This is a genomic window from Halobaculum rubrum, from assembly GCF_019880225.1.
Classification (GTDB): Archaea; Halobacteriota; Halobacteria; order Halobacteriales; family Haloferacaceae; genus Halobaculum; species Halobaculum rubrum.
This window is the reverse complement of sequence record NZ_CP082284.1, coordinates 2,901,702-2,925,928: the sequence shown is the minus strand read 5'-3', so window position 1 is coordinate 2,925,928 and position 24,227 is coordinate 2,901,702. Positions and strand designations below refer to the sequence as shown.

26 protein-coding genes are annotated in these 24,227 nt (G+C 70.4%); 12 read left to right on the top strand and 14 right to left on the bottom strand.

Features of this window, described 5'->3' with window-relative positions:
• Nucleotides 1-48: 48 nt before the first annotated feature.
• Nucleotides 49-888 (top strand): hypothetical protein, encoded by an 840-nt coding sequence (locus K6T25_RS14895; RefSeq protein ID WP_222915426.1) that lies wholly within the window; start codon nt 49-51, stop codon nt 886-888.
• A gap of 99 nt (nt 889-987) precedes the next feature.
• The gene (locus K6T25_RS14890; RefSeq protein WP_222915425.1) at nt 988-1,161 is read left to right on the top strand and encodes a hypothetical protein; all 174 of its coding nucleotides are present in this window, start codon (nt 988-990) and stop codon (nt 1,159-1,161) included.
• 104 nt (nt 1,162-1,265) lie between these two features.
• Here the strand turns inward: K6T25_RS14890 and dpsA are convergent, their stop codons facing one another.
• The gene (gene dpsA / locus K6T25_RS14885) at nt 1,266-1,814 is read right to left on the bottom strand and encodes a DNA starvation/stationary phase protection protein DpsA (protein ID WP_222915423.1); all 549 of its coding nucleotides are present in this window, start codon (nt 1,812-1,814) and stop codon (nt 1,266-1,268) included.
• A gap of 244 nt (nt 1,815-2,058) precedes the next feature.
• On the opposite strand from dpsA, the gene K6T25_RS14880 reads away from it, so the two are divergent.
• Nucleotides 2,059-3,366 carry a HEAT repeat domain-containing protein gene (locus K6T25_RS14880; protein ID WP_222915421.1) on the top strand — a complete coding sequence of 436 codons (1,308 nt, stop codon included), beginning with the start codon at nt 2,059-2,061 and terminating at the stop codon, nt 3,364-3,366.
• A gap of 71 nt (nt 3,367-3,437) precedes the next feature.
• Here the strand turns inward: K6T25_RS14880 and K6T25_RS14875 are convergent, their stop codons facing one another.
• Nucleotides 3,438-3,677 carry a hypothetical protein gene (locus K6T25_RS14875; RefSeq protein ID WP_222915420.1) on the bottom strand — a complete coding sequence of 80 codons (240 nt, stop codon included), beginning with the start codon at nt 3,675-3,677 and terminating at the stop codon, nt 3,438-3,440.
• A 133-nt stretch (nt 3,678-3,810) separates the two neighbouring features.
• Between K6T25_RS14875 and K6T25_RS14870 the strand changes: the two genes are divergently transcribed.
• A complete protein-coding gene (locus K6T25_RS14870) occupies nt 3,811-5,553 on the top strand; it encodes a phospholipase D-like domain-containing protein (RefSeq protein ID WP_222915418.1) in 1,743 nt (580 codons plus the stop codon).
• A 44-nt stretch (nt 5,554-5,597) separates the two neighbouring features.
• Here the strand turns inward: K6T25_RS14870 and han are convergent, their stop codons facing one another.
• Nucleotides 5,598-7,514, bottom strand: coding sequence for a Hef-associated nuclease (gene han / locus K6T25_RS14865; RefSeq protein WP_222915416.1), 1,917 nt, complete (start codon nt 7,512-7,514; stop codon nt 5,598-5,600).
• A 139-nt stretch (nt 7,515-7,653) separates the two neighbouring features.
• On the opposite strand from han, the gene K6T25_RS14860 reads away from it, so the two are divergent.
• Complete coding sequence (locus tag K6T25_RS14860; RefSeq protein WP_222915414.1) at nt 7,654-8,142, top strand: Mov34/MPN/PAD-1 family protein; 489 nt, start codon at nt 7,654-7,656, stop codon at nt 8,140-8,142.
• Nucleotides 8,135-8,635: an FAD synthase family protein gene (locus tag K6T25_RS14855; RefSeq protein WP_222915412.1), complete on the top strand. Its 501-nt coding sequence runs from the start codon at nt 8,135-8,137 to the stop codon at nt 8,633-8,635. The genes K6T25_RS14860 and K6T25_RS14855 overlap by 8 nt, the downstream gene beginning before the upstream one ends.
• A 60-nt stretch (nt 8,636-8,695) precedes the next feature.
• Here K6T25_RS14855 and K6T25_RS14850 read toward each other — a convergent pair whose 3' ends face one another.
• From K6T25_RS14850 to K6T25_RS14840, 3 genes are all read right to left on the bottom strand, one after another.
• Nucleotides 8,696-9,097 carry a hypothetical protein gene (locus K6T25_RS14850; RefSeq protein WP_222915410.1) on the bottom strand — a complete coding sequence of 134 codons (402 nt, stop codon included), beginning with the start codon at nt 9,095-9,097 and terminating at the stop codon, nt 8,696-8,698.
• A 5-nt stretch (nt 9,098-9,102) separates the two neighbouring features.
• Nucleotides 9,103-10,053, bottom strand: coding sequence for a DUF1028 domain-containing protein (locus K6T25_RS14845; RefSeq protein ID WP_222915407.1), 951 nt, complete (start codon nt 10,051-10,053; stop codon nt 9,103-9,105).
• 126 nt (nt 10,054-10,179) lie between these two features.
• On the bottom strand, nt 10,180-10,587 hold the full coding sequence (locus K6T25_RS14840; RefSeq protein WP_222915406.1) for a VOC family protein: 408 nt from the start codon (nt 10,585-10,587) through the stop codon (nt 10,180-10,182).
• A gap of 169 nt (nt 10,588-10,756) precedes the next feature.
• On the opposite strand from K6T25_RS14840, the gene K6T25_RS14835 reads away from it, so the two are divergent.
• Entirely contained in the window at nt 10,757-11,530 is a 774-nt protein-coding gene (locus tag K6T25_RS14835; protein ID WP_222915404.1) for a DUF7117 family protein, read from the top strand.
• Nucleotides 11,531-11,558: 28 nt separating this feature from the next.
• On the opposite strand, the gene K6T25_RS14830 is transcribed toward K6T25_RS14835, so the two are convergent.
• The 3 genes from K6T25_RS14830 to glyA all read right to left on the bottom strand — a co-directional run bounded on the left by K6T25_RS14830 (nt 11,559) and on the right by glyA (nt 14,865).
• Nucleotides 11,559-12,521, bottom strand: coding sequence for an alpha/beta hydrolase (locus K6T25_RS14830; protein WP_225917767.1), 963 nt, complete (start codon nt 12,519-12,521; stop codon nt 11,559-11,561).
• Between the two features lie 91 nt (nt 12,522-12,612).
• The gene (locus K6T25_RS14825; protein ID WP_222915401.1) at nt 12,613-13,497 is read right to left on the bottom strand and encodes a tetrahydrofolate dehydrogenase/cyclohydrolase catalytic domain-containing protein; all 885 of its coding nucleotides are present in this window, start codon (nt 13,495-13,497) and stop codon (nt 12,613-12,615) included.
• A gap of 120 nt (nt 13,498-13,617) precedes the next feature.
• Complete coding sequence (gene glyA, locus K6T25_RS14820) at nt 13,618-14,865, bottom strand: serine hydroxymethyltransferase (RefSeq protein ID WP_222915399.1); 1,248 nt, start codon at nt 14,863-14,865, stop codon at nt 13,618-13,620.
• Nucleotides 14,866-15,319: 454 nt separating this feature from the next.
• Between glyA and tbsP the strand changes: the two genes are divergently transcribed.
• The 5 genes from tbsP to K6T25_RS14795 all read left to right on the top strand — a co-directional run bounded on the left by tbsP (nt 15,320) and on the right by K6T25_RS14795 (nt 21,124).
• Entirely contained in the window at nt 15,320-16,138 is an 819-nt protein-coding gene (gene tbsP / locus K6T25_RS14815) for a transcriptional regulator TbsP (protein ID WP_222915396.1), read from the top strand.
• A gap of 81 nt (nt 16,139-16,219) precedes the next feature.
• Nucleotides 16,220-17,938: a YcaO-like family protein gene (locus K6T25_RS14810; RefSeq protein ID WP_222915394.1), complete on the top strand. Its 1,719-nt coding sequence runs from the start codon at nt 16,220-16,222 to the stop codon at nt 17,936-17,938.
• Between the two features lie 64 nt (nt 17,939-18,002).
• Entirely contained in the window at nt 18,003-19,544 is a 1,542-nt protein-coding gene (locus tag K6T25_RS14805) for a bifunctional metallophosphatase/5'-nucleotidase (RefSeq protein ID WP_222915392.1), read from the top strand.
• Nucleotides 19,545-19,640: 96 nt separating this feature from the next.
• Nucleotides 19,641-20,093, top strand: coding sequence for a universal stress protein (locus K6T25_RS14800; RefSeq protein WP_222915389.1), 453 nt, complete (start codon nt 19,641-19,643; stop codon nt 20,091-20,093).
• A 77-nt stretch (nt 20,094-20,170) separates the two neighbouring features.
• The gene (locus K6T25_RS14795) at nt 20,171-21,124 is read left to right on the top strand and encodes a biotin--[acetyl-CoA-carboxylase] ligase (RefSeq protein WP_425600885.1); all 954 of its coding nucleotides are present in this window, start codon (nt 20,171-20,173) and stop codon (nt 21,122-21,124) included.
• 81 nt (nt 21,125-21,205) lie between these two features.
• Here K6T25_RS14795 and K6T25_RS14790 read toward each other — a convergent pair whose 3' ends face one another.
• The 5 genes from K6T25_RS14790 to rpl12p all read right to left on the bottom strand — a co-directional run bounded on the left by K6T25_RS14790 (nt 21,206) and on the right by rpl12p (nt 24,219).
• Nucleotides 21,206-21,652 carry a universal stress protein gene (locus tag K6T25_RS14790; RefSeq protein ID WP_222915385.1) on the bottom strand — a complete coding sequence of 149 codons (447 nt, stop codon included), beginning with the start codon at nt 21,650-21,652 and terminating at the stop codon, nt 21,206-21,208.
• A gap of 250 nt (nt 21,653-21,902) precedes the next feature.
• Nucleotides 21,903-22,169 carry an elongation factor 1-beta gene (locus tag K6T25_RS14785; RefSeq protein WP_222915383.1) on the bottom strand — a complete coding sequence of 89 codons (267 nt, stop codon included), beginning with the start codon at nt 22,167-22,169 and terminating at the stop codon, nt 21,903-21,905.
• Nucleotide 22,170: 1 nt separating this feature from the next.
• On the bottom strand, nt 22,171-22,356 hold the full coding sequence (locus K6T25_RS14780) for an HVO_2753 family zinc finger protein (RefSeq protein WP_222915381.1): 186 nt from the start codon (nt 22,354-22,356) through the stop codon (nt 22,171-22,173).
• Nucleotides 22,357-22,461: 105 nt separating this feature from the next.
• Nucleotides 22,462-23,691 carry a tripartite tricarboxylate transporter permease gene (locus K6T25_RS14775; protein ID WP_222915379.1) on the bottom strand — a complete coding sequence of 410 codons (1,230 nt, stop codon included), beginning with the start codon at nt 23,689-23,691 and terminating at the stop codon, nt 22,462-22,464.
• 180 nt (nt 23,692-23,871) lie between these two features.
• A complete protein-coding gene (gene rpl12p, locus K6T25_RS14770) occupies nt 23,872-24,219 on the bottom strand; it encodes a 50S ribosomal protein P1 (RefSeq protein WP_222915377.1) in 348 nt (115 codons plus the stop codon).
• Nucleotides 24,220-24,227 lie beyond the last annotated feature (8 nt).

The window sequence follows — 24,227 nt, the reverse complement described above, 5'->3', positions numbered from 1 at the left end:
GCTTCCGGTTCCCGCGGCTTTTCAATCGTGGTCGGTCACTGACCGCCTATGGGACTCACTACGGACGAGATCATGCAGATCAGCCTCGACCTCGTCGACTGGGACGAGACGCCGGCCGACAGCACCGTCTACGTCCCCGGCGAGGACGTCGAAACCGCGCTCGTGGGTATCGACCTCGAATCCCCGGAGATCCAGTTGGCCAACGACCGCGACTACGATCTGGCGCTGGCGCACCATCCGACGGGAATGTCTGCTCGACTGGACTTCCCGGCGGTGCTCGACACGCAAGTCGAGTTCATGACGGACCACGGCGTCCCCGAGGAGGTCGCCGAGGACGCGGTCGCAGACCTCAGATCGCGGATGGACCACGGCGGGCACTCCAGCAACTATCGCCACGACCCGAGCGTCGCGGAGCTGCTCGACCAGCCGTACCTCAACACCCACCTCGCGCCCGACGAGTACGGCCGACGCGTGTTCCGCGAGGTCGCCGACGGATTGGCCGACGACGCGACCGCAGGCGACTTCGTCGACGCGCTGGGCGAGATCCCCGAACTCGACGCCGCCGAGACGGACGTACGGGTGCGCGTCGGCGACCGCGAGAACGACCTCGGGGAGGTGGCGGTCCACCACGCCGCGGGCACCAACGGCGGCGCGTCGGTCGCCCGCGCGTACTTCGAACACGGCGTCGACACCGTCCTCTACATCCACGTCGGCGCCGGCGACACCGCCGAGTTGCGCGAGGAGTTCGCCGACGAGGGGAAGACCCTCGTCGTCACCGGGCACATCGCCAGCGACGCGATCGGGATGAACGCGGTGATCGACGCCCTGGAGGAGCGCGGCGTCGAGTGCGACACCATCTCCGGGTGCGGGATCGGTCGCGACGAGTGACAGCCGTCGCCGGTCGGTCCCCCCGAACGATCGTTTAGGCCGACCTACCGTTTAGGCCTACCAAAATCTATTTCCCGACGGGCCTGCGAGGGGACAGTAATGACCCACGATGCGCTCGCGGATCGGAGCGACCAGGCGTCGCCCGAGCGCGACTCCGCTCCGGAAACCGATGTCGCGGCCCTCCGCACCTGTCCCGACAGAACGGTGTTCTCCGAGAACGGCAACGCCGACGGCTGGATCTCGACGGACCTGACGGTCGACCTCGAACGGTAACCGAGCGACTGCTCGCACTGGTTCAGCGGCCGCTCGGACTGTTCCTCGAAAAAACGGAGAAAACTCAGACCGAGTCGAGTCGGACGCTCGTCGTTCGTGCCGACTTACTGCATCGTGCCCTCGGTGACGAGCGTGTCGTCCTCGAGGTAGTGTTCGATGTGGTGGGCGTCCTCCTCGACCTGCACGATGTTCTTCCGGAGGATCTCGCCGGTCGCGGGGTCGCCGAGGCCGTCGGCGAGCTCGACGTGCTCGCGCAGCGTCTCGATGATCTCGCCGTACATCTCCATGTCGTTCGCCAGCGACGTGCGGATGTCGTACACGTCCTCGTCCTCGGCCTCGACGGGCGCCTCCTCCTGGAGCGTCGCCATCGACGCGTGCGGGACGCCGCCCAGCGCCTGCACGCGCTCCGCGAGCTCGTCGGCGAACGCCTCGGCGTTCTCGGCGGCCTCGCCCAAGAATAGGTGCAGATCGCGGAACTCCGCGCCCTCCACGTTCCAGTGGTGCTTTCGCAGCTGGTGGTACAGGACGTACGTCGCCGCGAGGTCCGTGTTGAGCGCGTCGATGATCTGTTCGGCCCTCTCGGCGTCCATCCGGAGCGCCTCGCTTCCCTCGACCTCGCCCGCGGACTTCAGCACACGCTTTTGGGTACTCATCTGTACTCGACTGTACGCTCCCCGAACACATAAAACCCGCCGTTAGACAAGATTTCTTTTTGAATCTGAAAACAGTATTTTTGCTTGGGAAACCATGGCAGGGTCGGCTCCCGTCGCTCGACGCCTCGGCGGCATCGAGCACCGGGATGATTTCCCGCTGATCGGCGAGCGCGGCGGGAGCGACGTCCGGCCCGTCGCCCGGAATATGGAAACGCCCTTGTAGCCGACACACCCATCGACGGGCATGAGCGACGACGACCCGGCCGAGGAGTCAGGCGACCCCGAGGACGCCGAGGAGACGGAACTCGTCCCCGAGGTGTCCGCCGAGGACCTGGACGCCCGACTGGACGAGACCGCCGAGGCGCTCGAGGCCGCCGAGACCGAGGCCGACCTCGACGACGTCGAGGCCGACTTGGACGACATCGAGGCCGACCTGGAGCGCGCCGACCTCCCGGAACCCGACGGGGACGACGAGGACGCGGATGACCCGCGCGAGGAACTGGAGTCGCGCCTCTCCGACCGCCGCGACGACCTCGCGGACCAGCGTGGCCCGTACGCCTCCGACGTGGTCGACGACATCGAGTCGGCGCGGGCGACGATCGCCGACACGCGATGGACCGAGTCGGGCGAGGACGACCTCCCCGGCGTCGTCGACGAGTTCCTCGACGCGGTGAACGAGACGCTCGACGCGGAACTCGACCGCGCCGGCGACGACGGCACCGAATCGGCGGCGGAGGCGCTCGACGACGCCGTCGCAGCCGTCGAGGACGCGGATCTGGACGCCGACGAGGACGCGGAGACGATCGCGGCGCTGCTCGAGGCGACCGACGCGCTGGAGACGGGCGTCGACGACGCCGAGGAGTGGGACGACCTGCAGACCCACGAACAGCTCCAGGCACAGGGGTTCTACGACGTGCTCGGGCACTACAAGGACTTCCCGCCGGAGCTGTCGGCGCTGAAGGAGCACGAACAGCGGGGCAACGTCGAGATGGTGCTGCTGGCGCTGGACTCCCTGGAGTCGGAGTTCATGGAGGAGCACTGCCTGGAGACGCTCACCCGGATGAACGACCAGGGTGCCTTCGAGGCGATGCACCAGCGCGCACAGAAGCGCGACAAGCCGGCGATCCGCGCGCTGGGCAAGATGGCCGCCGAGGACGCCGTCGAGACGCTCGTCGAGTACGTCGACGCCGACTCGGACCCGACCCTGCAGAAGGTGACGTTCAAGGCGCTCGGGGAGATCGGTCACGAGGACGCCGTGGGGCCGCTCGCGAACAAGCTCGTCATGGAGGACGACGAGGTGCGGCCGTACGCCGCCCGCGCGCTCGGACTCATCGGCGACGCTCGCGCCGTCAACCCGCTGGCCGATGTCGCGGCCGACGACGACAGCGACACCGTCCGCGCGGCCGCTCTATGGGCGCTGCGTCAGATCGGCACCGAGGCGGCGCTTGAGGCGGCCGCCGAGTTCGACGACGACCGCGCGTTCATCGTGCAGACGGAGGCCGAGAAGGCGCGCGACGCACTCGACGCCACGGGCGAGGAAGTCGCCGCGTAACCGGGGTCGAGCCACGCAAGGAACCGCTTCTCCGCCGTTCGCCGGACGTCGCCGACCGGAGCGGGTCGCCGTTACAGCAGTTCCCCGACGAACAGCAGCGCGAATCCCAGCGAGACCAGTAGTCCCCCGATCCGACCGAGGTTCGTGTGCTCGGTGACATCGCCGGGCGCGATGTCGACGTCGTAGCTGTCCCACTCCTCCTCATAGGAGACGTACGACGGAACCTGAAAGAACTCCAGGGCGATGAGGGCGCCGCCGACGGCACCCAGGGCGGCTCCCGCGAGCCTGACCCCCTCGGCGATAGTGACCATACTCGGTATCCGCCGTCCTCGGAGCAAAAACGCACCGAAGGCCGTCGTGGACGGCCGCCGGGAGCTCGGAACGGAGTCCAACGGCGATACGGCGAGGGTTGAAGTACGAACACGCGGCCAGACCGTCGCAGTGGTGCGCATCCCTACGGTGGTCGTGTGTGTGCTCGTCCTCGTCGCGGCGACGCCGGCGGCGCCGACAGCGGTCGCGGCGGTCTCGGAACCCACGGCACCGGCGACGGTCACGAACGCTCCGCAGACCCCGACAACAGTCCCCGACTCGAACACCACGGCCGGGACGGATACGGATCCGACAGCACCCCGGATCGTCGGACTCCTCCCGAACCCCGTCGCCGACGACGACGCCGGAGAGTACCTCCGTCTCTCGCTGCCGCCCGGGAACTGGAGCGTCGACGACGGGGAAGACGTCGTCGCGATCCGCCAGCGACGTGCGGGCACGGTCGTCGTGACGGGCGAGCCGGAGGCGCCGTCCGTGCCCACATCGGGACGCGTCGTCGCCCGAGGCCTCGCGCTGTCGAACGCCGGCGAGCGGATCGTGCTCCGGCGGGGCGGGCCGAACGGCTCGGTCGTCGACGCCGTGGAGTACGGGCGAGCCCCCGAGGGCGAGCGGTGGGGTCGCAACGAGGACCCGCGGTGGCGCCCCGTCGGACTTGAACTTCGTGACCCGGTTGCGTTGGGCGCCGTGAACGCGACGGCGTTCGTGCTCCCGGACGCTCCGGGCGAGCCGGTCGCACCCATTCAAGGGGCCGACGAGCGGGTGTTCCTGGCGGGGTACACCTTCGCGTCCGAACGCGTCGCCGAGGAACTGATCGCCGCACACGAACGGGGCGCCACGGTACGGGTACTGCTCGACGGCGGACCGGTCGGCGGGGTCACCACGCGACAGGCCGCTCTCCTCGATTCGCTGGTCGCCGCGGGCGTCGAGGTGCGCGTGATCGCCGGTCCGCACGCCAGGTTCCGGTACCACCACGCCAAGTACGCCGTGGCCGACGACGCCGCGGTCGTGCTCACGGAGAACTGGAAACCCAGCGGCACCGGCGGCGGCGACAGCCGAGGATGGGGCGTCACCGTCCGGTCACCGCGGGCGGCCGACGCGCTCGCGGACCTGTTCCGCGCGGACGCCGGGTGGCGAGACGCCGTTCCGTGGGAGCGATACCGCGCGGGACGGTCGTTCGAGCGGACCGACGCGGCGACCGGATCGTACCCGTCACGCCACCCGCCGACGGAGATGCGAGTCGAGCGCGTGCGACTGCTGACCGCGCCCGGAAACGCGGAGTCGGCGGTCGTCGCGACCGTCGACGACGCGGACACCCGCGTCGACGTGCTCCAACCCACCGTCGACGACGGGCCGATGCTCGCGTCGCTGCGGCGCGCTGCCGAGCGGGGCGTGCGCGTGCGGTTGCTGCTGTCGAGTGCCTGGTACCTCGCCGAGGAAAACGCCGCGCTGGTGGCCGATCTGAACCGCTGGGCCGACGCCGCGGGCGTTCCCCTCGAAGCACGGGTCGCGGAGCCGGCCGGTCGCTACGGAAAGATCCACGCGAAGGGCGTCGTCGCAGACGACACCGCGCTCGTGGGGTCGCTCAACTGGAATCCCACGAGCGCACGCGAGAACCGCGAGGTCGTCGTCGCCTTGGAGGGCGAGGCGGTCGCCGAGTACTACCGCGGGAGCTTCGCGGCCGACTGGCGGGGCGGTCGAGGGAGGTCGTCCCGGCTCGAGGAACTGCCGCCGGCGGTCGCGATCGTCGCAGTCGGTGTCGTTGCCGCCGCGACGCTGTTCCTCCGGCGACGGCTGACGATCGAGGACACGGACGGGGAGCCGAGTCGCGACGACACCGACCGCGACGGGCCGATCGGATGACCGGTGTCGAGCGGCAGTTCGAAAACCTCGTACGGACTCCCGCGTCAGTCGTCGAGGTCGAACGTCGTCGACAGCTCCTCGTCGAGTTCGGCGTCGGCCATCTTCTCGACGAGCGCGTCGATCACGTCCTCGCGGCGCCCCTCGACGAACTTGATCGAGCCGACGACGAGGTGGCCGCCACCGGAGACGCCGCCGCCGACGACCTCCTCGTTCAGCTCTGTGACCATCTGCGGGATGTCGAGGCGAACGCCGTCCGATCGGAGGACCGCGAAGTCCGGGCCGTAGCCGATCGTGATGACGGGCTCGCCGGTCGCGCGAACCTTCCGGTCGTGGAGCTCGCCGGTCGTCTTGCCGGGCGCGGGGTAGGTGAACCGCTTGGCGAAGTTCTCAAGGTCGATGCGGTAGAGGTGCGCGTCGGAGTCGAGTCGCTCGTGTTCGACGTGAGGCTCGACGGCGTCGAGCTGCTCTGCCACGTCGCGCTCGGCGCGCGTCGAGAGGAACTCGACGAGGTCGCGGTGGCGCTCGTCGTCGTCGCTGCCGACGTCGAGCACGTCGCTCACGAGCGTCTTGCCCTCGTTGTAGCGCAGCCAGTGGGCGGCGTAGTCTAGCGCCTCGCCGATGTCCTCGATGTCGTCGCGGTCGTAGCCGGCCGTTTCCGCCAGGTCGACGTACTCGTCCATCACCTCGGCCTTCGAGCGGTCCGACAGTCCTGCGACCGCGGGGACGTGCCGGAGTTCGTCGGTTACGTCGGGGTCGATGAGCCGGGCAAGCTCGACGCACATCATCCCCGTCGTGATGCGGTAGTCCTCGTCGTGGATGTACGGGTTGACGTGGTGGTCGAGCAGGTCGTTCACCGCCTCGGGGTCCGGGTGGTGGTGGTCCACGACGGCGATTGGCACGTCGTAGTGGGCGAGGTTCTTGTAGGCGGGAACGTCCTCCTCGGTCGACCCGTTGTCGAGCATCAGGAGGAAGGGGAGCTTCTGTCCGTGGCGGGCGCGCCCCTCGAGCGCGAAGTTGAGATCGCGGGTGACGTCCTCCATCTCGTAGTACGGCGCCTTGCTCGGCAGTCGCTTGAGGGTGTGACGCGCGGCGTCGTCGCCCTCGTGGACCGCCTCGATGTAGTTCTCCAGCGCGAGTTGGACCGGGATAGCCGCGCACATCCCGTCGCCGTCCGCGTGGTGGCGGATCCGGATCGGGCGCCCCTCAAGCACGGTGCGGCGGAGCGTGCGCGCGAGGTCCTCCAGCTCGGGGCGGAGCTTCTCGAACGCCTCCCACTCGACGAGCGGCTCGACCGCCTCCGGCTCGGCGCGCTCGCGCATCGCCTCCTCGAGGCGCTCTCGCGCGGCCGCGGCCGTTTCGCCGGTCAGTACGGCCACGTCGTCGACTTCCAGCTGCCTGGAGCCGTCGTGGGTCTCGACGGAGCCGGAGACCCGGACGACGTCGCCGATGTCGACGGCGGGGTACGCGCGAACGCCGGCCTCCTCGAAGGCGGCCGCGGCGAGCACGCCCGACTCGTCGGCGACGTGGAAGATCGTCGGACCGCCCGTCTGTTTGATCTGGGTGATCTCCCCCTCGACGGTCACGCTGTCGCCGACCGTCGCGTCGCCGATCGTGGTGATCTCCGGCTCGTACTCGACCGCGAGCACGTTCGCGTCGGCGAGAGCGACGTCCGCGAGATCGAACGAGACGTCGCCGTTCTCCTTCAGTTCCTCGAGCACGACGACCACCTCGTCGCCGACCGCGAACGTCTCACCGTCGAGGTTCGACTCGTGAAGCAGGCCGGACACGTCCTCGGAGACGTCGACGAAGACGCCGTAGTCGACGACACCGTTGACCTCCGCTCGGTAGCGCGCGCCGACGTCCACGTCGGAGCGCGTACAGGCGGGATCGAGATCGTAAACCACGGGTCGGGAATCCCCCTCCCCGTTCACGCCGGAGTCACCGGCGGCGGAATCAGTCATATCGAACGATGGGTGACGGCGGGTGTTAAGGGTTGTAGTATCGCTCCGGCGGCGAACGACCGGTCGACGACCGGCCGCTGACGACCCTGTCGGTGGGGGTATCGACACCCTTAGTTGGCGCCCGACCCGAGTTCCGCCAATGCGACTGTTCCGGTCGAGCGAACTGCTCGGCATCGCGGCCGACACCCTCACGTTCGCGTTGGAGGCCTCCCGGGACACCCACCCGAACGAGTACATGGGCTTTCTCCGAGCGACAGACGCGCGCGATCTGGGGCTCGACCGGAAGGGGCAGGTGATAACCGACGTGCTCGTGATCCCCGGAACCACGTCGACGCCGGAGTCGGCGACCGTCCGCGAGCACATGAAGCCCAACTCCTCGCGGGCGGTCGGCTCGGTCCACTCTCACCCGAACGGCGTCCTCCGACCGTCCGACGCGGATCTGGCGACGTTCCACGCCGGCGAGGTGCACGTCATCATCGGGGCGCCCTACGACCGTGACTGCTGGCAAGCGTTCGATTCGGACGGCGACCCTCGTGATCTCGACGTGATCGACGTGGCGCTGCCGGAGGACGAGGCGTTCTTCGACTTCGACCAGACCGACATCGACGCGGAGCTGTACGATGAGTGAGGAAACCGACGGGAGCCGTGGCGACGCCGGGAGCGACGCCGACTCCCCGCGAATCGCGCTCGCGCAGGGCACCTTCGACATCCTCCACCCCGGCCACCTCCACTACCTGGAGGACGCGGCCGCCCGCGGCGACGAACTCCACGTCATCGTGGCCCGCCGTGACAACGTTACGCACAAGTCGAAGCCCGTGTGTCCGGACCGGCAGCGCCGGGACATGATCGACGCGCTCGAGGTCGTCGACGAGGCGCACCTCGGGCACCCCGAGGACTTCTTCGTCCCCGTCCGCGAGATCGGACCGGACGTGATCGTCCTCGGGTTCGACCAGCATCACGACGAGGACGGGGTCGCCGCCGCGCTCGCCGCCGAGGGAATCGACGCCGAGGTGACTCGCGCGACCGCCCGCGAGCCGCGCTACGAGGGGGAACTCCTCTCGACGGGGACCATCATCGACAAGCTGGTCCGCGAGCGCGGGCAGCGTTCGCGCTCGGAGTAGACCACGACAGACGGAGCCCGCGCCGGTCGCACTGTCCACCCAACGGCGGGATCGGCCGCCTCACAGGTCCGTCAGCGTCGCCCGCAGGAGGTACATCGGCGCGGCGCCGACGGCGAGCGCGCCGACCGTGACGCCGACGAGCGCGAGCGCGCGCAGCGTCGGCGCTGTCGACAGCGACGCGCGGAACACGGCCGGGGTGCCCGCGGCGAGGAGGAGCGCACCCGCGGCCCACAGCCCGAACGCCCGCCGCGTGACTGCCGTATCAACGTCGTCGCCGAGGCGAACGTAGACGGCAACGAGACCGACTCCGGCCGCGAGCGCGACGCCGGCGCCGACGAACGCGAGCACGACGGTGAGCAGCTGGAACGCCGGAAGCTGCGCGACCGGGACGATAGCGGTTGGATCGACGGCCGCGAGGCGAAACGCGGCGGGGGCGACAGCGACGAAAGCAGGGGCGGACACGGGGGCTACAGCCGGTCGTAGCGCTGGAGTCCGTGCCAGATCGCGTCGACCATCCGCGATTCGCCGTCCTCGTCGCCACCGGCGACCACGGTGGCCTCGGCGCCGTCCGCGGCCGCTTCCTCCCACCCCCGCGCGAGCGCGTCCTCGATGACCGTCAGCGAGTGGTTCTCGAAGTTGTTCATACCGCGGAAGTCCTCGAGGGCGGCGCGCTCGGCCTCGCCGAACGAGTCGGTCGGCTCGGCATCGAGCAACTCAAGCTCCGCGAGCGTTCCCGACACCGCCAGCGCCGCATCGCCGGACAGCTGGGCGGGGTCGTCGGGCTCCTCGCGAGCGAGCAACGTCACGTCGTACAGCTTGAACACCCGCTCCAGTTCGTCGATGGGGTGCTCGTGGTCGTCGACGCGAACGTCGACCCAGCGGTCGTTGCGCCCGTCGTAGCCGCCCTCCGGCTTGGCGACGTACAGGGCGGCCGACTGCTCGCCGCGGGAGTCGCCGCCGGCGTCGTTGCCGGCGTGCAGCGCCTCGATGAGTCGCTCCGGGAGTCCTCCCTCGGTCACCTCGAACGCCTCGGCCATCGCGTCGATCGTCGCCTCGTTCTCGAGGACGTTCCCCTGAACCGTGTAGTGCTCTCCTTGCCGGTCGCCCGCGGTCTCGAAACACTCCTCGCCGGTGAACGCCGCCGGCTCGCCGTCGAGTCCGACGACGCCGACCTGTCGCTGTGGGGCCTCGTCATCGGCGTCGGTGAGCTGCTCGATCACGTCGGTTGCGGTGTGGCCCTCCCGGAGGAGATCGAGCCCGTTCGGCCCGTACGCGACGTTGGCGAAGCTCTGCGTGGCGACCGCGCCGGCGTCCGCGGAGACGAACGGAACGACGGCGCCGACCGAGACGAACTTCGACTGGACCGCGACCCCGACCGCGTCCGTCTCGGGGTCGCGCGCTGCGATGGAGAACGTCATTCGGTGGCACCTGCGGCGGCGACGGCAAAAGCGTGCCGGGGTGCCATTTGACGAGAGGGCAACTGGAAGGATGGACGCCGTCGGAGATTCGTTACCAGTCCCCCGCGTGAACCGGTGGAGGGCCGCTCACGACACGTGCTCGATGAGTTCGACGATGGTGCCGGCCGGGTCCACGAGGAACGCGATCCGGAGGTCGCCGAAGCGCTCGGGGCCCATCACCCAGTCGACGCCGTCGGCTCCGGCGTCGATCGCCCCGCGGGCGGCGTCGACGTCGTCGACGACGAACCCGAAGTGGAGCAGCCCGTTCGGCATCGACTCCACGTCGCCGGTCGCCTCGTACGGCGCCCGGTCGAAGACGTACACGCGCTTGTCGGCCACCTCGAGGGCGACGTGTTCGACCGCGGTCGCGCCCTCGCCGTCGTCGGCGTGGCCCCGCTCGATGACGGTCCCGTCGAACGCCGCCTCGTAGAACGCCGCAGTCGCGTCGACGTCGTCGGCCTTCAGCGCCACGTGAAAGAACGAGTTCGGTGTCACGGGCCCTGCGTTACCCCCCGTGAACAAGACAGTTCCGGCGGGCCTTGGGTGTTCCCGGAAGCCGGCGACGACGGTCCCACTCCGTCGCTGTGACGGCGTGCACGTCGCCTCGGCTACACACCTCCGCGACGACGAGGCGTTTTTCCCCGTACCGACGGTACGTGCGGGTATGGACGTCCGGGGCGATCGCGAGTGCACGGAGTGCGGAACCCGCTGGTCGTACTTCGAGACGGGGAGCGTCGCGTGTCCGGACTGCGGAAGCCTCCGGAGCGTGGGTACCGGCGAGCGCCGCAGGCACACCGACGCGCCGGCGGAGTTGGATCTCACCGCCGTGTTGGCCACGCTCGATGACACTCCGCTCGCGGACCTCGTCGACGAGATCAAATCGGAGTGCCGGGCGTACCTCCGCAAGCGGGGGTTCATCCGCGGCGGCGACCTCGCGCCGCTCGACGACGCGTACCTCGCGGCCGCCGAGTTGCGCCACGCGGCCGACGTGTACGGTCGCCTCGCCGGTCCCGGCGGCGGCCGAGCGGACGCGACCATGGGCGATCGCGGGCCCGAGGGAGCCACAGCGGGCGTCACCGACGACGAGGAGTGGTACGTCACGGCCCTCCTGCGCGCGACCGGCACGGGCGAGCGACCGAGCGCGAGCGAGGTGCCGCCGCGGATGCACGAGGCGCGCGGCCTCGCCGCGGCCGAGGCGGTGCTCGAGTATCGCACGGACGTGGCGAAATACCTCGACGACCACACGGACCCGGAGGCGAGTCGGACGCTCGGCGCGATCCGCGACCGCGCGAAACGGATCGACGCGCTGGACGGCGACGTGACACCCGCGGAGGCGGACGCGCTCGTCGATGCGGCCGTCGAGTTGGGTCGATACCTCATCGCCGGCGACATGGAGGCGCTGGCGAGCGCCCGGGAACGCCTCGACGACACCGAGTGAGGCCACACTGCGGGGCCGACCGCTCGCCTCACCCGTCGCTCTCCGCGAACCCCTCCCGAAGCGCCGCGGCCGTGTCAGCCAGTACCTCGCGAGCCGCGCTCACCCCGAGATCGCCGAGCATCCCGGCGACGCCGTGGATCAGCGACGGGTAGTGGAGGTGGTCGACTGGGACGCCGGCGTCCGCGAGCGTCTCGGCGTAGGCGACCCCCTCGTCGCGCAGCGGGTCGAACCCACAGGTGACGACCGTCGCCGACGGGAGCTCGGCGTGGCTGCACGCCGCCAACGGACACGCGTACGGGTTCGCGAGTTCGAGGTCGCTCCGCCAGTAGTGCCGCCGGAAGTAGTCGATGTCCGCCCGTTCGAGGTAGTAGCCCTCGCCGTTCTCCTCGTAGGACGGCCAGTCGCCGGCCGGGTCCACGACCGGATAGAGGAGCGTCTGGTGGTCGATGGCCGGGCCGCCCGTCTCGCGGGCGTACAGGGCGACCGCCGCGGCGAAGTTGCCGCCCGCGCTGTCGCCGCCGACGGCGAGTCGATCGTCCCCGTCAACCGACTCGGGGTCGTCCGCGACCCACTCGGTCGCCGCGATCGCGTCCTCCAACCCCGCGGGGAACTGGTGCTCCGGAGCGAGCCGGTAGTCGACCGAGACGACGACGCAGTCCGCCTCGTCGGCGAGCACCCGGCAGATCCCGTCGACCGTGTCGAGCGAGCCGATCACCCAGCCGCCGCCGTGGAAGTAGACGAGCACCGGGAACGGCCCCTCGCACTCGGGCGTGTACACCCTGATCGGGACCTCCGGTCCCTCGCCGTACCCGGGGACTGTGCGGTCCGCGACCGTCGCCAGTTCCGGGACGTCCGTCGGCTCGCCGCGCCAGTCGGAGAAGAACTCCCGGGCCTCCAGCGGGGAGAGGTCGTGCAGATCCGGGACGTCTGCGTCGTCCATCGTCTCCAACAGCTCCCTCGCCTCGGGGTCGAGGTCCGCGTCTCTGTCCATGCAAAACGGTACCAAGTGACGGAGAATAAATCGGTTGCCGGGGGCTGGGGGTGGACGGGAACGGTGAAAACGAGTCGCGTCGGCGCCCCGCTCAGGGAAGCTCGATCTCGACGCCGTGCTGCTCGCTCGCGGCCGTCACCGTGTTGTACAGCAGCATTGCGCGCGTCATCGGGCCGACACCACCGGGGACGGGTGTGATCGCGCTCGCCTTTTCGCGCACCTCGTCGTAGGCCACGTCGCCGACGAGCGTCGACTCGCCGTCGCGCTCGACGCGGTTGATCCCCACGTCGATGACGGTCGCGCCCTCGCTCACCATGTCTGCGGTGATGAACTCCGGGATGCCGGCGGCGGCGACGACGATGTCCGCCCGGCGGGTGTGGCTGGCGAGGTCCTCGGTTCGCGAGTGACACACCGTGGTCGTGGCGTTGCCGCCCTCGCCGCGGCCGAAGAGGAGGTTCGCCATCGGCTTGCCGACGATGTCCGAGCGCCCGACCACGACCGCCTCCTTCCCTTCGGGGTCAACGTCCGCCGACGCGAGCAGTCGCTGGATGCCGTGGGGCGTACAGGGCTTGAACCGCGGGTTGCCGGCGACGAGGCGACCCACGTTCTCCGGGTGGAAGCCGTCCACGTCCTTCGCGGGGTCGACCGAGCGCAGGACGCGTCGGGTGTCGACCTGATCGACGACGGGCATCTGGACGAGGATGCCGTGGACCTCGTCGTCGGCGTTCAGCTCCTCGACGGTGTCGTACAGCTCCTCGGCGGGCGCGTCGTCGTCAACGTCGACGTGGATCCCGCGCATCCCCACCTCCTCGCAGTCGTTCTGCTTCATCGAGACGTACGTCTCGCTGGCGGGGTCGTCGCTCATCAGCACGGTCGCGAGCGCGGGGTCGACGCCCTCCGCTTGCAGCGTCTCCACGCAGTCGGCGACGCCGGCTCGGATCTCGGCGGCGACGGCGTTCCCGTCGATGTCGGTCATGGTCGATGGAGCGGCGGCGACGGGTAAGAATCCTCGGGTTCGTGCATACCGACCGCCCCTTTCAGACGAGAATATGCACGTACGTGGGACTCACCGGGACGCTCGTCCTCGATCGAGCGCTTACTCGTACAGCGGGTACGCGTCGGTCAGTTCGTCGACGCGCTCGCGGACCTCGGCGATGACCGACTCGTCCTCGACGTTGTCGACGACGCGGTGGATGAGGTCGCCGACCTCGCGGCAGTCGGCCTCGTCGAAGCCGCGGGTGGTGAGCGCGGGCGTCCCGGCGCGGATGCCGGAGGGGTCGAACGGCGAGCGCGTCTCGCCGGGGACGGTGTTCGCGTTGAGGACGATGCCGGCGTCGGCGAGCGCTTCCTCGGCGTCGCCGCCGGAGGTGTCGGGGTGGGACTCGCGGAGATCGACGAGCACGAGGTGGGTGTCCGTGCCGCCGGAGACGATCTCGAGACCGTTGTCGGCGAACGAGTCGGCCAGCGCCTCGGCGTTGTCGACGACCTGCTGTGCGTACTCGTCGAACTCGGGCTCCAGCGCCTCGCCGAAGCCGACGGCCTTACCCGCGATGTTGTGCATCAGGGGACCGCCCTGCCCGCCGGGGAACACCGCCGCGTCGACGTCGTCCGCGTGCTCCTCGTCGCACATGACGATGCCGCCGCGGCCCGCGCGGATCGTCTTGTGGGTGGAGCCGGTGACGAAGTCGGCGACGCCGACGGGCGAGTCGTGGACGCCCGCGGCGACGAGCCCGGTGATGTGCGCGATGTCCGCGAGGTGGTAGGCGTCGACGTCGTCCGCGACCGCCTGGATCCGCTCCCACTCGACCTCCCGCGGGTACGCCGAGTAGCCCGAGACGACGATGTCCGGGTCGAACTCCTCGGCCTGCGCTTCCAGCGCCTCGTAGTCGATGTAGCCCGTCTCGGTGTCGACGCCGTACTGTTCCACCTCGAACAGCTGGCCGGTGAAGTTCGCCGGGTGGCCGTGGCTGAGGTGGCCCCCGTGTTCGAGTTCGAGCGAGAGGATCTTGTCGCCCGGGTCCAGCGTCGCGAGGTAGACGGCCATGTTGGCCTGCGTGCCCGAGTGGGGTTGGACGTTGACGTGTTCGGCGCCCCACAGCTCCGTGGCGCGCTCGATGGCGAGCTCCTCGACGTCGTCGGCGAACTCGCAGCCGGCGTAGTAGCGCTTGCCGGGGTAGCCCTCCGCGTACTTGTTCGTGAGGGCGCTCCCCTGCGCCTCCAGGACGGCCTCGGAGACGTGGTTCTCGGAGGCGATCATCGCCAGCGTGTCCTGCTGTCGGCGGACCTCGCCCTCGAGGGCGTCGGCGACGGCCGGATCGGTCTCGCGTACCTCGGGATACTCCATACTATAGGTCCGGCGAGCGGCGACAAAAAGCCATCCGTACTCGCGCGCGGCCGGCGACCCGGACGGGCGATCGCGTAGCGAGATCGCGGCACGCCCGGCTGATCGGCCGCGCTCGTCAGGGACTCGAAGCCACGTCACCGACCCCGGTGGAGTCGGGTTTCGACCTCGCCGGCGACAGCTGCGTCCACGATGAGGAACAACGTCGCAACGGGTCCCAGAACTGTCGCCCCACCCGACGCGAGCCGCGGGTGTCGGTGACCGGCCTCATCGGAGCCGATCCCCCCGTTCGCACACGGAACGAACGACGCATACCGAAGCGTCGAGTACGGGTGATATCAGCACGCAGGGTGATTTTTCTCCGACCGACGAGAGCTCGTATTCTCCCAGTAGAGCGCTTGATTCCTTTGATTTCCCGTTAGTATTAAATATTCAACTGGCGATGGTGTACGTAGTTATGGCCACGAACGTATTCGAACAGTCGGTGGACGATGTCCTCCGGACGCTCTTCGATCGATCGGCGGACGAGCTGGTGATCGTCGACCCGAACGCGGCGCTGATCGAGTCGCTCGTCGACGCGGGATCGGACTACGGCGACGACCTTCCGACGCTGAACGTGCTCGCGGACGACCGCATGCTCAAGGACGTGATGGACGACTTCCTCGTCGCCGGCGACGCCGCCGACCTGGTCGACGCCGAGTCGATGACGCTGCGCGAGCTCGCCGGCGATGCGGACAACACGCTCGTCGGCGGCGAGGACGAGCTGTACGCCGTCGTCTCGGCGGGCGAATACGTCGCCGCGCTCGCGGCCGACGACGAGTCGTTCGCCAGCGACGTCTACGAGACGTACCGCGACCAGTGGGCGGACGCGACGACGTTCACCCTCCGCACACCGGCGCTCTCGCGCGTCCGGGAGACACTGGACGAGGACATCGGCGAATCGGTCCGCGCGGACTTCGACGCGGTGCTCGAGTCCCTCGAGACCGCCCGTGGCGACGACGAGGGGCTCGACGAGGTGACCATCTCGCTGCTGGTCGCCGCGAAAAACGACGTGCTGCTGTACGACATCAGCAAGTGGGGCGAGGACGTCGGTATCGCCTCGAAGGCGACGTTCTCGCGCACCAAGACCCGCCTCGAGGACCGCGGGCTCATCGACACCGAAAAGGTGCCCATCGACGTGGGTCGGCCCCGCCTGCGGCTGAAGTTCGGCGACGACCGACTGCGCGACGCGTCGAGCGACGAGCTGGCGAGCGTCGCCCAGCGGATGTTGAACTGAGCGCCGGCCGCGTTTTCGGGCACCGACACCGAACCCCACCGACCGGCCATCTTTTTGTGCGACTCACCCCACGAGCGGGACATGGACATCGCCATCGTCGGCCCCGACCCCGCCGTCGAGCCGGTTCGGGGTGCCTTCGCCGACATCGAGGCGAACGTGATGGAGGTCGACGCCGGCCTCCTGGACGGGTTCGACTTCGCGGTCGTCGTCGGCACCACCGGCGACGACGCGTTCCGCACCGCGACCCGGCTCGTCGACGAGTGGGTCGCCGTCGAGATCGGCGGCATCGGCGGCCGCGCGCTCGAGGGACTCGACGCCGCGGTGACCGTCTTCTCGGCGGACACCGGCTGTTACGACTGCTTGCGCGACCGCGTTCGCGCGAACGTCCCGACGACGGACGCGACGCCGCAGGGAACTCGCAGCGCCGTCCGCTTTGCAGGGGCGCTCGCGGGGCGACGCGCCATTCAGCACCTCTCCGGGGGCGACGTGGCCGGCACCGTCACCGAGGTCGACGGGACCGAGCGGCGCTTCCTCCCCTCGCCGGGGTGCGACTGCGGCGCCGCCCCGACGGGGTTCGAGCTTCGCGCCCCAGACGAGCCGGTCGATCTCGACGACGCCGTCGACCGGATGGACCGCGCGGTCGACGATCGGCTCGGCATCGTCACCGAGGTCGGGGAGCGCGAGTCGGTGCCGGCGCCGTACTACATCGCGCGGACGACCGACACCGCCGCGTTCGCGGACACGCGCTGTGCGGAGTTCGCTGCCGGCGTCGCCGCCGACTGGGACGCCGCCTACGGGAAGGCGATCGGCGAGGCGCTCGAACGCTACTGCGCGGGCACCTACCGCGCGTCGTCGTTTCGGTCGGCGCCGACCGCCGCCGTCGTCGACGCAGTCCCGGTCGACCGGTTCGTCCGCCCCGCCGACGCGGAGACGCCCGAGTCGGACGACCACATCCCGTGGGTCCCCGGGATCGATCTGTCGACCCGGGAGTCGGCGTCGCTGCCGGCGGAGTTCGTCGTGTTTCCGCCGCCCGAGGAACGGTTCGCGCCGGCGATCACGACGGGGCTCGGGCTAGGGAACTCGACGGCGGAGGCGGTGCTGTCGGGGCTGTACGAGACCGTCGAGCGCGACGCGTCGATGCTGTCGTGGTACTCGACGTTCGAGCCGATGAGTCTCGCTGTCGACGACCAGGGGTTCGAGACGCTGCGCAAGCGAGCGCGCGCCGAGGACCTCTCCGTGACCACGCTGCTGCTCACACAGGACGTGGACGTGCCCGTCGTCGGCGTGGCGGTCCACCGCGACCCCGAGACCGGCGAGTGGCCGCGGTTCGCGATGGGCTCGGCGGCGGACCTCGACGCTTCGGCCGCCGCTCGGGGAGCGCTCGCTGAGGCGCTGCAAAACTGGATGGAACTGCGCGCGATGGGGCCCGAGCAGGCGAGCCGCGAGGAGGGCGCCATCGGCTCGTACGCCGACTTCCCCGAACGCGTCCGGGAGTTCGTCTCGCCCGACGTGACGCTCCCCGCAGCCGACGTAACCGACGGGGAGGCGGCGAACCTGGACGGCGTCGCCGAGGTCGAGGCGGTCGTCGACCGCCTCGACGACGCCGACCTCGATGCCTACGCCGCGCGCCTCACCACGCGCGACGTGGCCGCGATCGGCTTCGAGGGCGTGCGCGTGCTCGTGCCCGAGGCGCAGCCGCTGTTCACCGGCGACCCGTTTTTCGGCGCCCGACTGGAGACTGTCTCGGCGTCGATGGGGTTCGAGCCGGAGCCGGAGAAGGCGTACCACCCGTTCCCGTGAAGTCGTTTGATCGATCGAACCCGGAGCGTTCTTGTCCGCCACCCCACACCGTTCACCCACTCGAATGCCCCGGTTCGTCCACTACTCCGACATCGAGAACGTCTACGACGACCCCGAGCGCGCGGGGCGCCTCGCCGGCCTGATCACGGAACTCGACGGCCCGGACGCCGCGGTCGTCGGATCCGGCGACGACACCTCCCCGGGCGTCGCCGCGACGGTCTCGAAGGGGCGACAGGCGATCGACTTCTTCCGCGCCGTCGACACCGACGTGGAGACGTTCGGCAACCACGACTTCGACTTCGGGACCGACGCCGCACGCGAGATCGTCGCCGACTCCCCGCAGACGTGGGTATCCGCCAACGTCCGCGACGAGGCCGGCGAACCGTTCGGCGCGGCCGAGGGCGTTGTCCCGTGGACGATCAAACGCGTCGACGGCGCGCGCGTCGGCTTCCTCGGCGTCACCGACCCGAACACGGACTCGCTGAATCCGGCCGCGGCGGACATGACGTTCACCGACCCGTACGAGGCCGCCCGCGAGGCGGTCGCAGCGATGGACGCTGAAGTCGAAGCCGAGGGCGAGGATGGGAACGAGAGTGAGGGCGATGGCGTCGACTACGTCGTCGCGGTGTCGCACCTCGGCGGCGGCGACGATGAACTCGCGCGAATCGACGGGATCGACCTGATCCTCGGCGGACACGTCCACAGCGAGCGCGCCGAGGAGGTCGACGGCGTGTTGTGCACCCGCCCGGGCGTCAACGGCGAGACGGTACTGGAGGTGACGCTCGACGACGACGGAGCGAGTGTGACCCGCCACAGCCCCGAGGGCGCACCCGTCGACGAGCACCTCGCGGACGCGCTACGCCAGCGCATCGCCGCCGCGGGCCTCGACGAACCGGTCGGTACCGTCGACGAACCGATCGTCCGCAGCGACGAGACGGTCCACGGCGGCGAGTGCCGCCTCGGCAACCTCGTCGCCGACGCCTACCGGTGGGCCGCCGCCGCCGATGTCGGGCTCCAGAACGCCGGCGGGCTCCGGCTAGGTCACGATCTGGCCGGCGAGGTGACCCTCGCGGACTTCCTGTCGGTGCTCCCGTTCGAGGAGCCGATCGTCGTCGTCGAGCTCAGCGGGACGGAGCTACGCGCGGCGCTCTCGGAGATGTCGGCGGCGGTCGTCGACTTCGGCGAGGACGGCTGGTGGCACGGGCACCTCAGCGGCGCGCGGGTCGTCTGGGACGACGACCGCGAGGAGCTGATCGACGCGCGCGTCGACGGCGAACCGATCGACCCCGACCGGCGATACCGCGTCGCGACGCCGGAGTACCTCCTGCACTCGGACCACGAGTTCCCGACTATCGAGCAGCGCCACCGCGCCGGCGAGCACGGGATCCAACACGAGGTGCTGGCCGAGTACGTCCGCGAACACGGGATCGACCCCGAGATCGAGGGACGGATCGAACGCGTGTCGGGCGACGCCGCGGACGCCGAAGCTCCCTCCGACGCCGCAGACGCCGCGGACACGGCAGCCAGCGGCGCGTCGACCGACTCCCCGAGCGATTCGAGCGATCCGGGCGACGCGTCAGCGTCCGGCCGAGTCGACGACGAGTAACGGGCGACCGCCGGTGACGGCGGTGGACTCGGAGCGACCCGTGTCAGCGGTGGTCCAAGAGGAAGTGTTTACACGTGCCGGCACGTCCGGCCGACAATGACGTTGGTCGTCGTGCCGGTTCGGTACCCGCTCTCGAAACACTCCAAGGCGACGCTCGCGGAGGCGATCCGGATCGCCGAGGAGCGTGACGCCGAGTTGACGATCCTCCACGTCGACCTGTACCAGGACGGTCAGGAGGTGACCCGGACACAGCTCAAGCGCGCGGTCGAAGGCGAGTTCAGCCGACTGCCCAACGTTCGGTACGTCGTCCGTCGGGGGTTCCTCGTCGAGGAGACGATCCTCGACGAGATCGCGGCCGAGAAGGCCGACGTGGTCGTCATCGGCGCCAAGCAGGCGAGTCGCTGGCGGCGGACCATCCGGAAGCTGTTCTCCGATCCCGACATCGAGTCGTTCCTGAAGGGGAAACTCGACGCGACGGTGATCACTGTCCGCGCGAACGGGGAGTCGACGGAGTTCGCGTCCGCAAACGGCGGACGCGACGACTCGTGACGGACGATACCGACCGCCGCGGCGAACGCGGGGACGGGGACGCTCACGAGGTCGGCGTTCCGGCGACGCGCCGGGCGCTGGTCGACGCGCTCGCGGAGGGACCGGTGGCCGGGCCGACGCTGGCCGACCGCCTCGGCGTGTCGCGCGCGGCGGTGTGGAACCACGTCGAGGCGCTTCGCGAGGCCGGAGTCGCCGTCGAGAGCGGCGAGGACGGCTACGTCGTGACCGACGTGTCGGGGTACTCCGGCGAGGCGATCGCGTACGGCCTCGACGCCCCGTTCGACATCGACTACCACGACAGCGTCGGCTCGACGAACGACCGGGCGCGCGAACTCGCCGCGGCCGGCGCCTCCGGCGTCGCCGTCGTCGCCGACCGACAGACCGCCTCTCGCGGGCGTCTCGACCGCGAATGGGTCTCGCCGCCGGGCGGCGTCTGGCTGTCGGTGCTCCTCCGCCCCGAGGCGCCGCCCGCGCACGCCCCGGCGTACACGCTCGCGATGGCCGTCGCGGTGACGCGTGCCTGCCGCGAGACGGGTGTCGACACGCGGATCAAGTGGCCGAACGACGTGCTCGTCGCCAACGGTCGGGAGACGGAGGCGGAGCCGACCGAGCGCGGCGGCCGGAAGCTGTGCGGCATCCTCACCGAGATGGAGGGGGAGGCCGACCGGGTCTCGTGGCTCGTCGTCGGCGTCGGCCTCAACGCGAACATCGACCCCGACGACCTGCCCGCGTCCGCCGACGCGACGAGCCTGCTCGCCGAGCGCGGCGAGCCGGTCGACCGGCGCGTGCTCGTCCAGCGGGTCCTCGAGGAGTTCGACGCGCTCGCCGACGACCTCCGCGGGGCCGTCGACGCGTGGGAGGAGTACGCCGACACCGTCGGGCAGCGCGTCAGGGTGGAGACGCCCGGCGGCGTCGTGGAGGGTGACGCCGTCGCGGTCGAGTTCCCCGGGGCGCTCGTCGTCGATACCGGCGAGGAGACGGTCCGGGTGACGGCCGGCGACTGCGAGCACCTACGCCCGGCCGACCGCTGACCGACTGCCGGCCGGGTGCTGCCGACCGCCGGGTCGCCGCCGAACGGCGGTTCCGGGCCCCCGTTTCGACCGGGTCGACGGCTACGTCGCGTCCGCGACCCGGACCGTGAGCACCGGAACGGACGACGATCGGACGACCGATTCGGCGACGCTCCCGAGCAGAAGCCGGTCGATACCGCCGCGGCCGTGCGTCCCCATCACGATCAGGTCGCAGTCGTTCTCCTCGGCGTAGCGGACGATCTCCCGACTCGGCGAGCCGTCGATCACCGCCGTCTCGACCGGGACGTCGTAGTCGTCACCGAGCGCCTCCACCAGCGAGACGGCGTCTTCCGCGTCGCCCCGGAGCATCTCGTCGATCCCCTCCCAACTCGACTCCATCGGCATCCCGGCGTACGACGCCGAGTTGACGACGTACAGCGCGTGGACGGTCGCCCCGTGCTGGACGGCGAGGTCGACGGCGTGGCGCACCGCGCGCTCGACGCCGTCGGAGCCGTCGGTCGGAACGAGTATCCGGTCGTACATCCCCATGTGAACGTCTGCCGGACCCAGACAGCGGGGTCGTATTAATCTTCCCACGAACAATCCGCCGTCTCGCGGATCCGGGTTTCGATTCGTAACGAATCGGTGGAGCATACCGCGACGGGGCCACGGCGAGATACGCCCGGAGGGTGAGTCGAGAAGAGACGCCAGGGCACCGAGCCGACGGCTCACGGGGAACGTGGTAGCAGTGGACCGTGGGTGCCGGAACGGACGCCGATCCGGCGGTGAACGCGGCCGGTTACAGGCGGCCGACTTCCTCGACGCTCACGCTCTCGACGTCATCGACGTCGGAGAACGACTCCTCGACGGCCTCGGTGCCGCCGGCGTCGTCGGGGACGACGACCATCGGCAGGAGCGCGACGAGGCCGAACGCGACGTCGTCGCGCTCGACGTTACGTATCTCCGCGCCCTGCGGGAGCGACTCCTCCAGTTTCTGCTGGAGCACGTCGAGGTCGATATCGGGGCTTTTCGGCATGACCTTCATCTTCGCGGCGACCTTCCCCATGTCAGGGCCCCCGGAACCCGCAGTCGGGACACTCGAAGAGGTTGCTCTGCTTGCGGCACGTTGCACACCGGCTGATCTGCGTGCCACAGTCTGGGCACTTGAACGTCGCCGCGGCCGTCCCCGCGACGTTGATGCCACAGGAGACGCAGCGTCGCTCGGAACGCTGCTCGGACTCTGACTGGCTCATACGGCTATAAACCGGCGCGCGGGTTTTAACGGTTGTCTTTCGGACGGCACGAACCGCTCGCCCGACCCCGTGTTCGTGCGGGTCGATGTCGTGCGACGGGAGCGGTCATGCGATCACGAGTGGACCGATCAGCACACCCATCAGGTGCACCCGCCGGCAGCCGAGCCGGACGGGGACGAACCCGACCGCGGCCGCCGCGAGAAACACGGCCAGCCCGAGCGCTCCCGCGAACCCGACCGACAGCAGCGCCAGTCCCGCCAACACCGTCGCGACCAGCGGAGCGTGCGGGAGTCCGCCGACGACACGGAGCGCGGCGTCGCCGACCAGCACCACCGCGACGGCCCCGACCGCGCCCGCGATCACCACCGCCGAAAGCAGCGGCGGGAGCGCGGCCGGGACCGCGGCTTTGTCCACGGCGACGAGCACGCCCGAGCGGGTCACGTCGAACGACCAGTACGCGAACAGCGCGAACACCGCCGTCGCCGTGTTCGCGCCGCTGGTCGCGACGACGTACTCGCGGGTCGGGTCGCGACCGGCGGTCGCGGGGAGCGCCAGCACGGCCGCGACGCCCGCGGAAACCCCGGGAAGGTAGCCGACCGCGGCACCGCCGCCCGCGCCGGCCGCGGCCGCACCCGTCAGGTCGCGGCCGGACAGCCCCAGCCGGGCGTCTCCCTGCGGCGGGACGCCGGCGCCGCCGAACGCGTCGAGGAGGACCGGCACGCCGAACAGGCCGGCGAACAGCGGCGCGAGTATCCCGCCGGCAGACACCAGCGGGTCCGTCGGCGCGTCGAGCGCGGCGAGGCCCAGCGCCGTCGCGAGCGCGAACGAGAGCGCGCCGGCGAGCCGACGCCGATGGGTCGATTCCGTGAGCACGAGCGACAGCGCCACCACCGCGAGCACGACCGACAGCCACTCGCGTACGAGCGGGTACGCGACGCGCATCCCGGCGGTGACGACGACCGCGGCGGGGACCGCGATCGCGAGCGCCAGCCCCGACCCGACCGCCGAGAGGCGCATCGCCTCGCGGCCGCGCCCCTCCGCGACGAGCGTGTGTCCGGGGAGCGCCGCGGCCGCCATCGCGGGATCGGGAACTCCGAGCGCCAGCGACGGCACCACGTCGAGAAACGTGTGGACGACGCCGGCGGCCACCATCGCACAGCCGAGCGGAAGCGGCGGGGCGTCGAGTCCCGGCGCCGCGGCCGCGAGCAGGAACGCGAAGTTGTTCGCGTGCAGCCCGGGGACCAATCCGCTGCAACAGCCGAGCGCGCACCCGACGAGCGTGTACGCGAGCAGGACCGTTCCGACGGGCGGGACGGCGGCGGGGAGCGACAACACCGGGCAGGAGTGCGCCCGTCATCAGGTTTCAACGCTCGGATCGCGGTGAGCGCTCGGATCACCGTGGACGACCCTATCAGTCAGTCGAGGTCGCGTCGCCGGCGCGGTCGCTCGGCGATCAGCGTCGAAAGAAGTTCGATCGCGATCGAGTCGGTCGAGACGAGGTAAGCGTCGCCGGCGTCAGCCGAAGAGCTCGCCCAGGCCCTCGCCCGAGTCCTCGTCGTCATCGTCGTCGGCGGCTGCCTCGTCGGCTGCCTCCTCCTCCTCGGCCTCGTCGTCGTCGCCGTCGTCGGCCTCCGCCTCGTCGGCGGAGCCGCCGGCGGCGCCGCCCGCGGCGCCCGCGGCGGGCGCGGCGGCGGCCGTGTCGATGGCCTCCTCGATGTCGACGTCCTCCAGCGCGGCCACGAGGGCCTTCACGCGGGATTCCTCGACGTCGACGCCGGCGGCTTCGAGCACCGCCGTGACGTTGTCCTCGTTGATCTCCTCGTCCGTCTCGTTCAGGATGAGTGCAGCGTAAACGTATTCCATGGTCCTGT

Coding starts and splice junctions, on each gene's coding strand:
- K6T25_RS14805 (WP_222915392.1), top strand. CDS start 18,003: ATGCCCCGGTTCGTCCACTACTCCGACATCGAGAACGTCTACGACGAC.
- K6T25_RS14875 (WP_222915420.1), bottom strand. CDS start 3,677: ATGGTCACTATCGCCGAGGGGGTCAGGCTCGCGGGAGCCGCCCTGGGT.
- K6T25_RS14845 (WP_222915407.1), bottom strand. CDS start 10,053: ATGACGTTCTCCATCGCAGCGCGCGACCCCGAGACGGACGCGGTCGGG.
- han (WP_222915416.1), bottom strand. CDS start 7,514: ATGACTGATTCCGCCGCCGGTGACTCCGGCGTGAACGGGGAGGGGGAT.
- K6T25_RS14880 (WP_222915421.1), top strand. CDS start 2,059: ATGAGCGACGACGACCCGGCCGAGGAGTCAGGCGACCCCGAGGACGCC.
- tbsP (WP_222915396.1), top strand. CDS start 15,320: ATGGCCACGAACGTATTCGAACAGTCGGTGGACGATGTCCTCCGGACG.
- K6T25_RS14860 (WP_222915414.1), top strand. CDS start 7,654: ATGCGACTGTTCCGGTCGAGCGAACTGCTCGGCATCGCGGCCGACACC.
- K6T25_RS14825 (WP_222915401.1), bottom strand. CDS start 13,497: ATGACCGACATCGACGGGAACGCCGTCGCCGCCGAGATCCGAGCCGGC.
- K6T25_RS14830 (WP_225917767.1), bottom strand. CDS start 12,521: ATGGACAGAGACGCGGACCTCGACCCCGAGGCGAGGGAGCTGTTGGAG.
- K6T25_RS14780 (WP_222915381.1), bottom strand. CDS start 22,356: ATGAGCCAGTCAGAGTCCGAGCAGCGTTCCGAGCGACGCTGCGTCTCC.
- dpsA (WP_222915423.1), bottom strand. CDS start 1,814: ATGAGTACCCAAAAGCGTGTGCTGAAGTCCGCGGGCGAGGTCGAGGGA.
- rpl12p (WP_222915377.1), bottom strand. CDS start 24,219: ATGGAATACGTTTACGCTGCACTCATCCTGAACGAGACGGACGAGGAG.
- K6T25_RS14890 (WP_222915425.1), top strand. CDS start 988: ATGACCCACGATGCGCTCGCGGATCGGAGCGACCAGGCGTCGCCCGAG.
- K6T25_RS14895 (WP_222915426.1), top strand. CDS start 49: ATGGGACTCACTACGGACGAGATCATGCAGATCAGCCTCGACCTCGTC.
- K6T25_RS14835 (WP_222915404.1), top strand. CDS start 10,757: ATGGACGTCCGGGGCGATCGCGAGTGCACGGAGTGCGGAACCCGCTGG.
- K6T25_RS14800 (WP_222915389.1), top strand. CDS start 19,641: ATGACGTTGGTCGTCGTGCCGGTTCGGTACCCGCTCTCGAAACACTCC.
- K6T25_RS14785 (WP_222915383.1), bottom strand. CDS start 22,169: ATGGGGAAGGTCGCCGCGAAGATGAAGGTCATGCCGAAAAGCCCCGAT.
- K6T25_RS14810 (WP_222915394.1), top strand. CDS start 16,220: ATGGACATCGCCATCGTCGGCCCCGACCCCGCCGTCGAGCCGGTTCGG.
- K6T25_RS14855 (WP_222915412.1), top strand. CDS start 8,135: ATGAGTGAGGAAACCGACGGGAGCCGTGGCGACGCCGGGAGCGACGCC.
- K6T25_RS14790 (WP_222915385.1), bottom strand. CDS start 21,652: ATGGGGATGTACGACCGGATACTCGTTCCGACCGACGGCTCCGACGGC.
- glyA (WP_222915399.1), bottom strand. CDS start 14,865: ATGGAGTATCCCGAGGTACGCGAGACCGATCCGGCCGTCGCCGACGCC.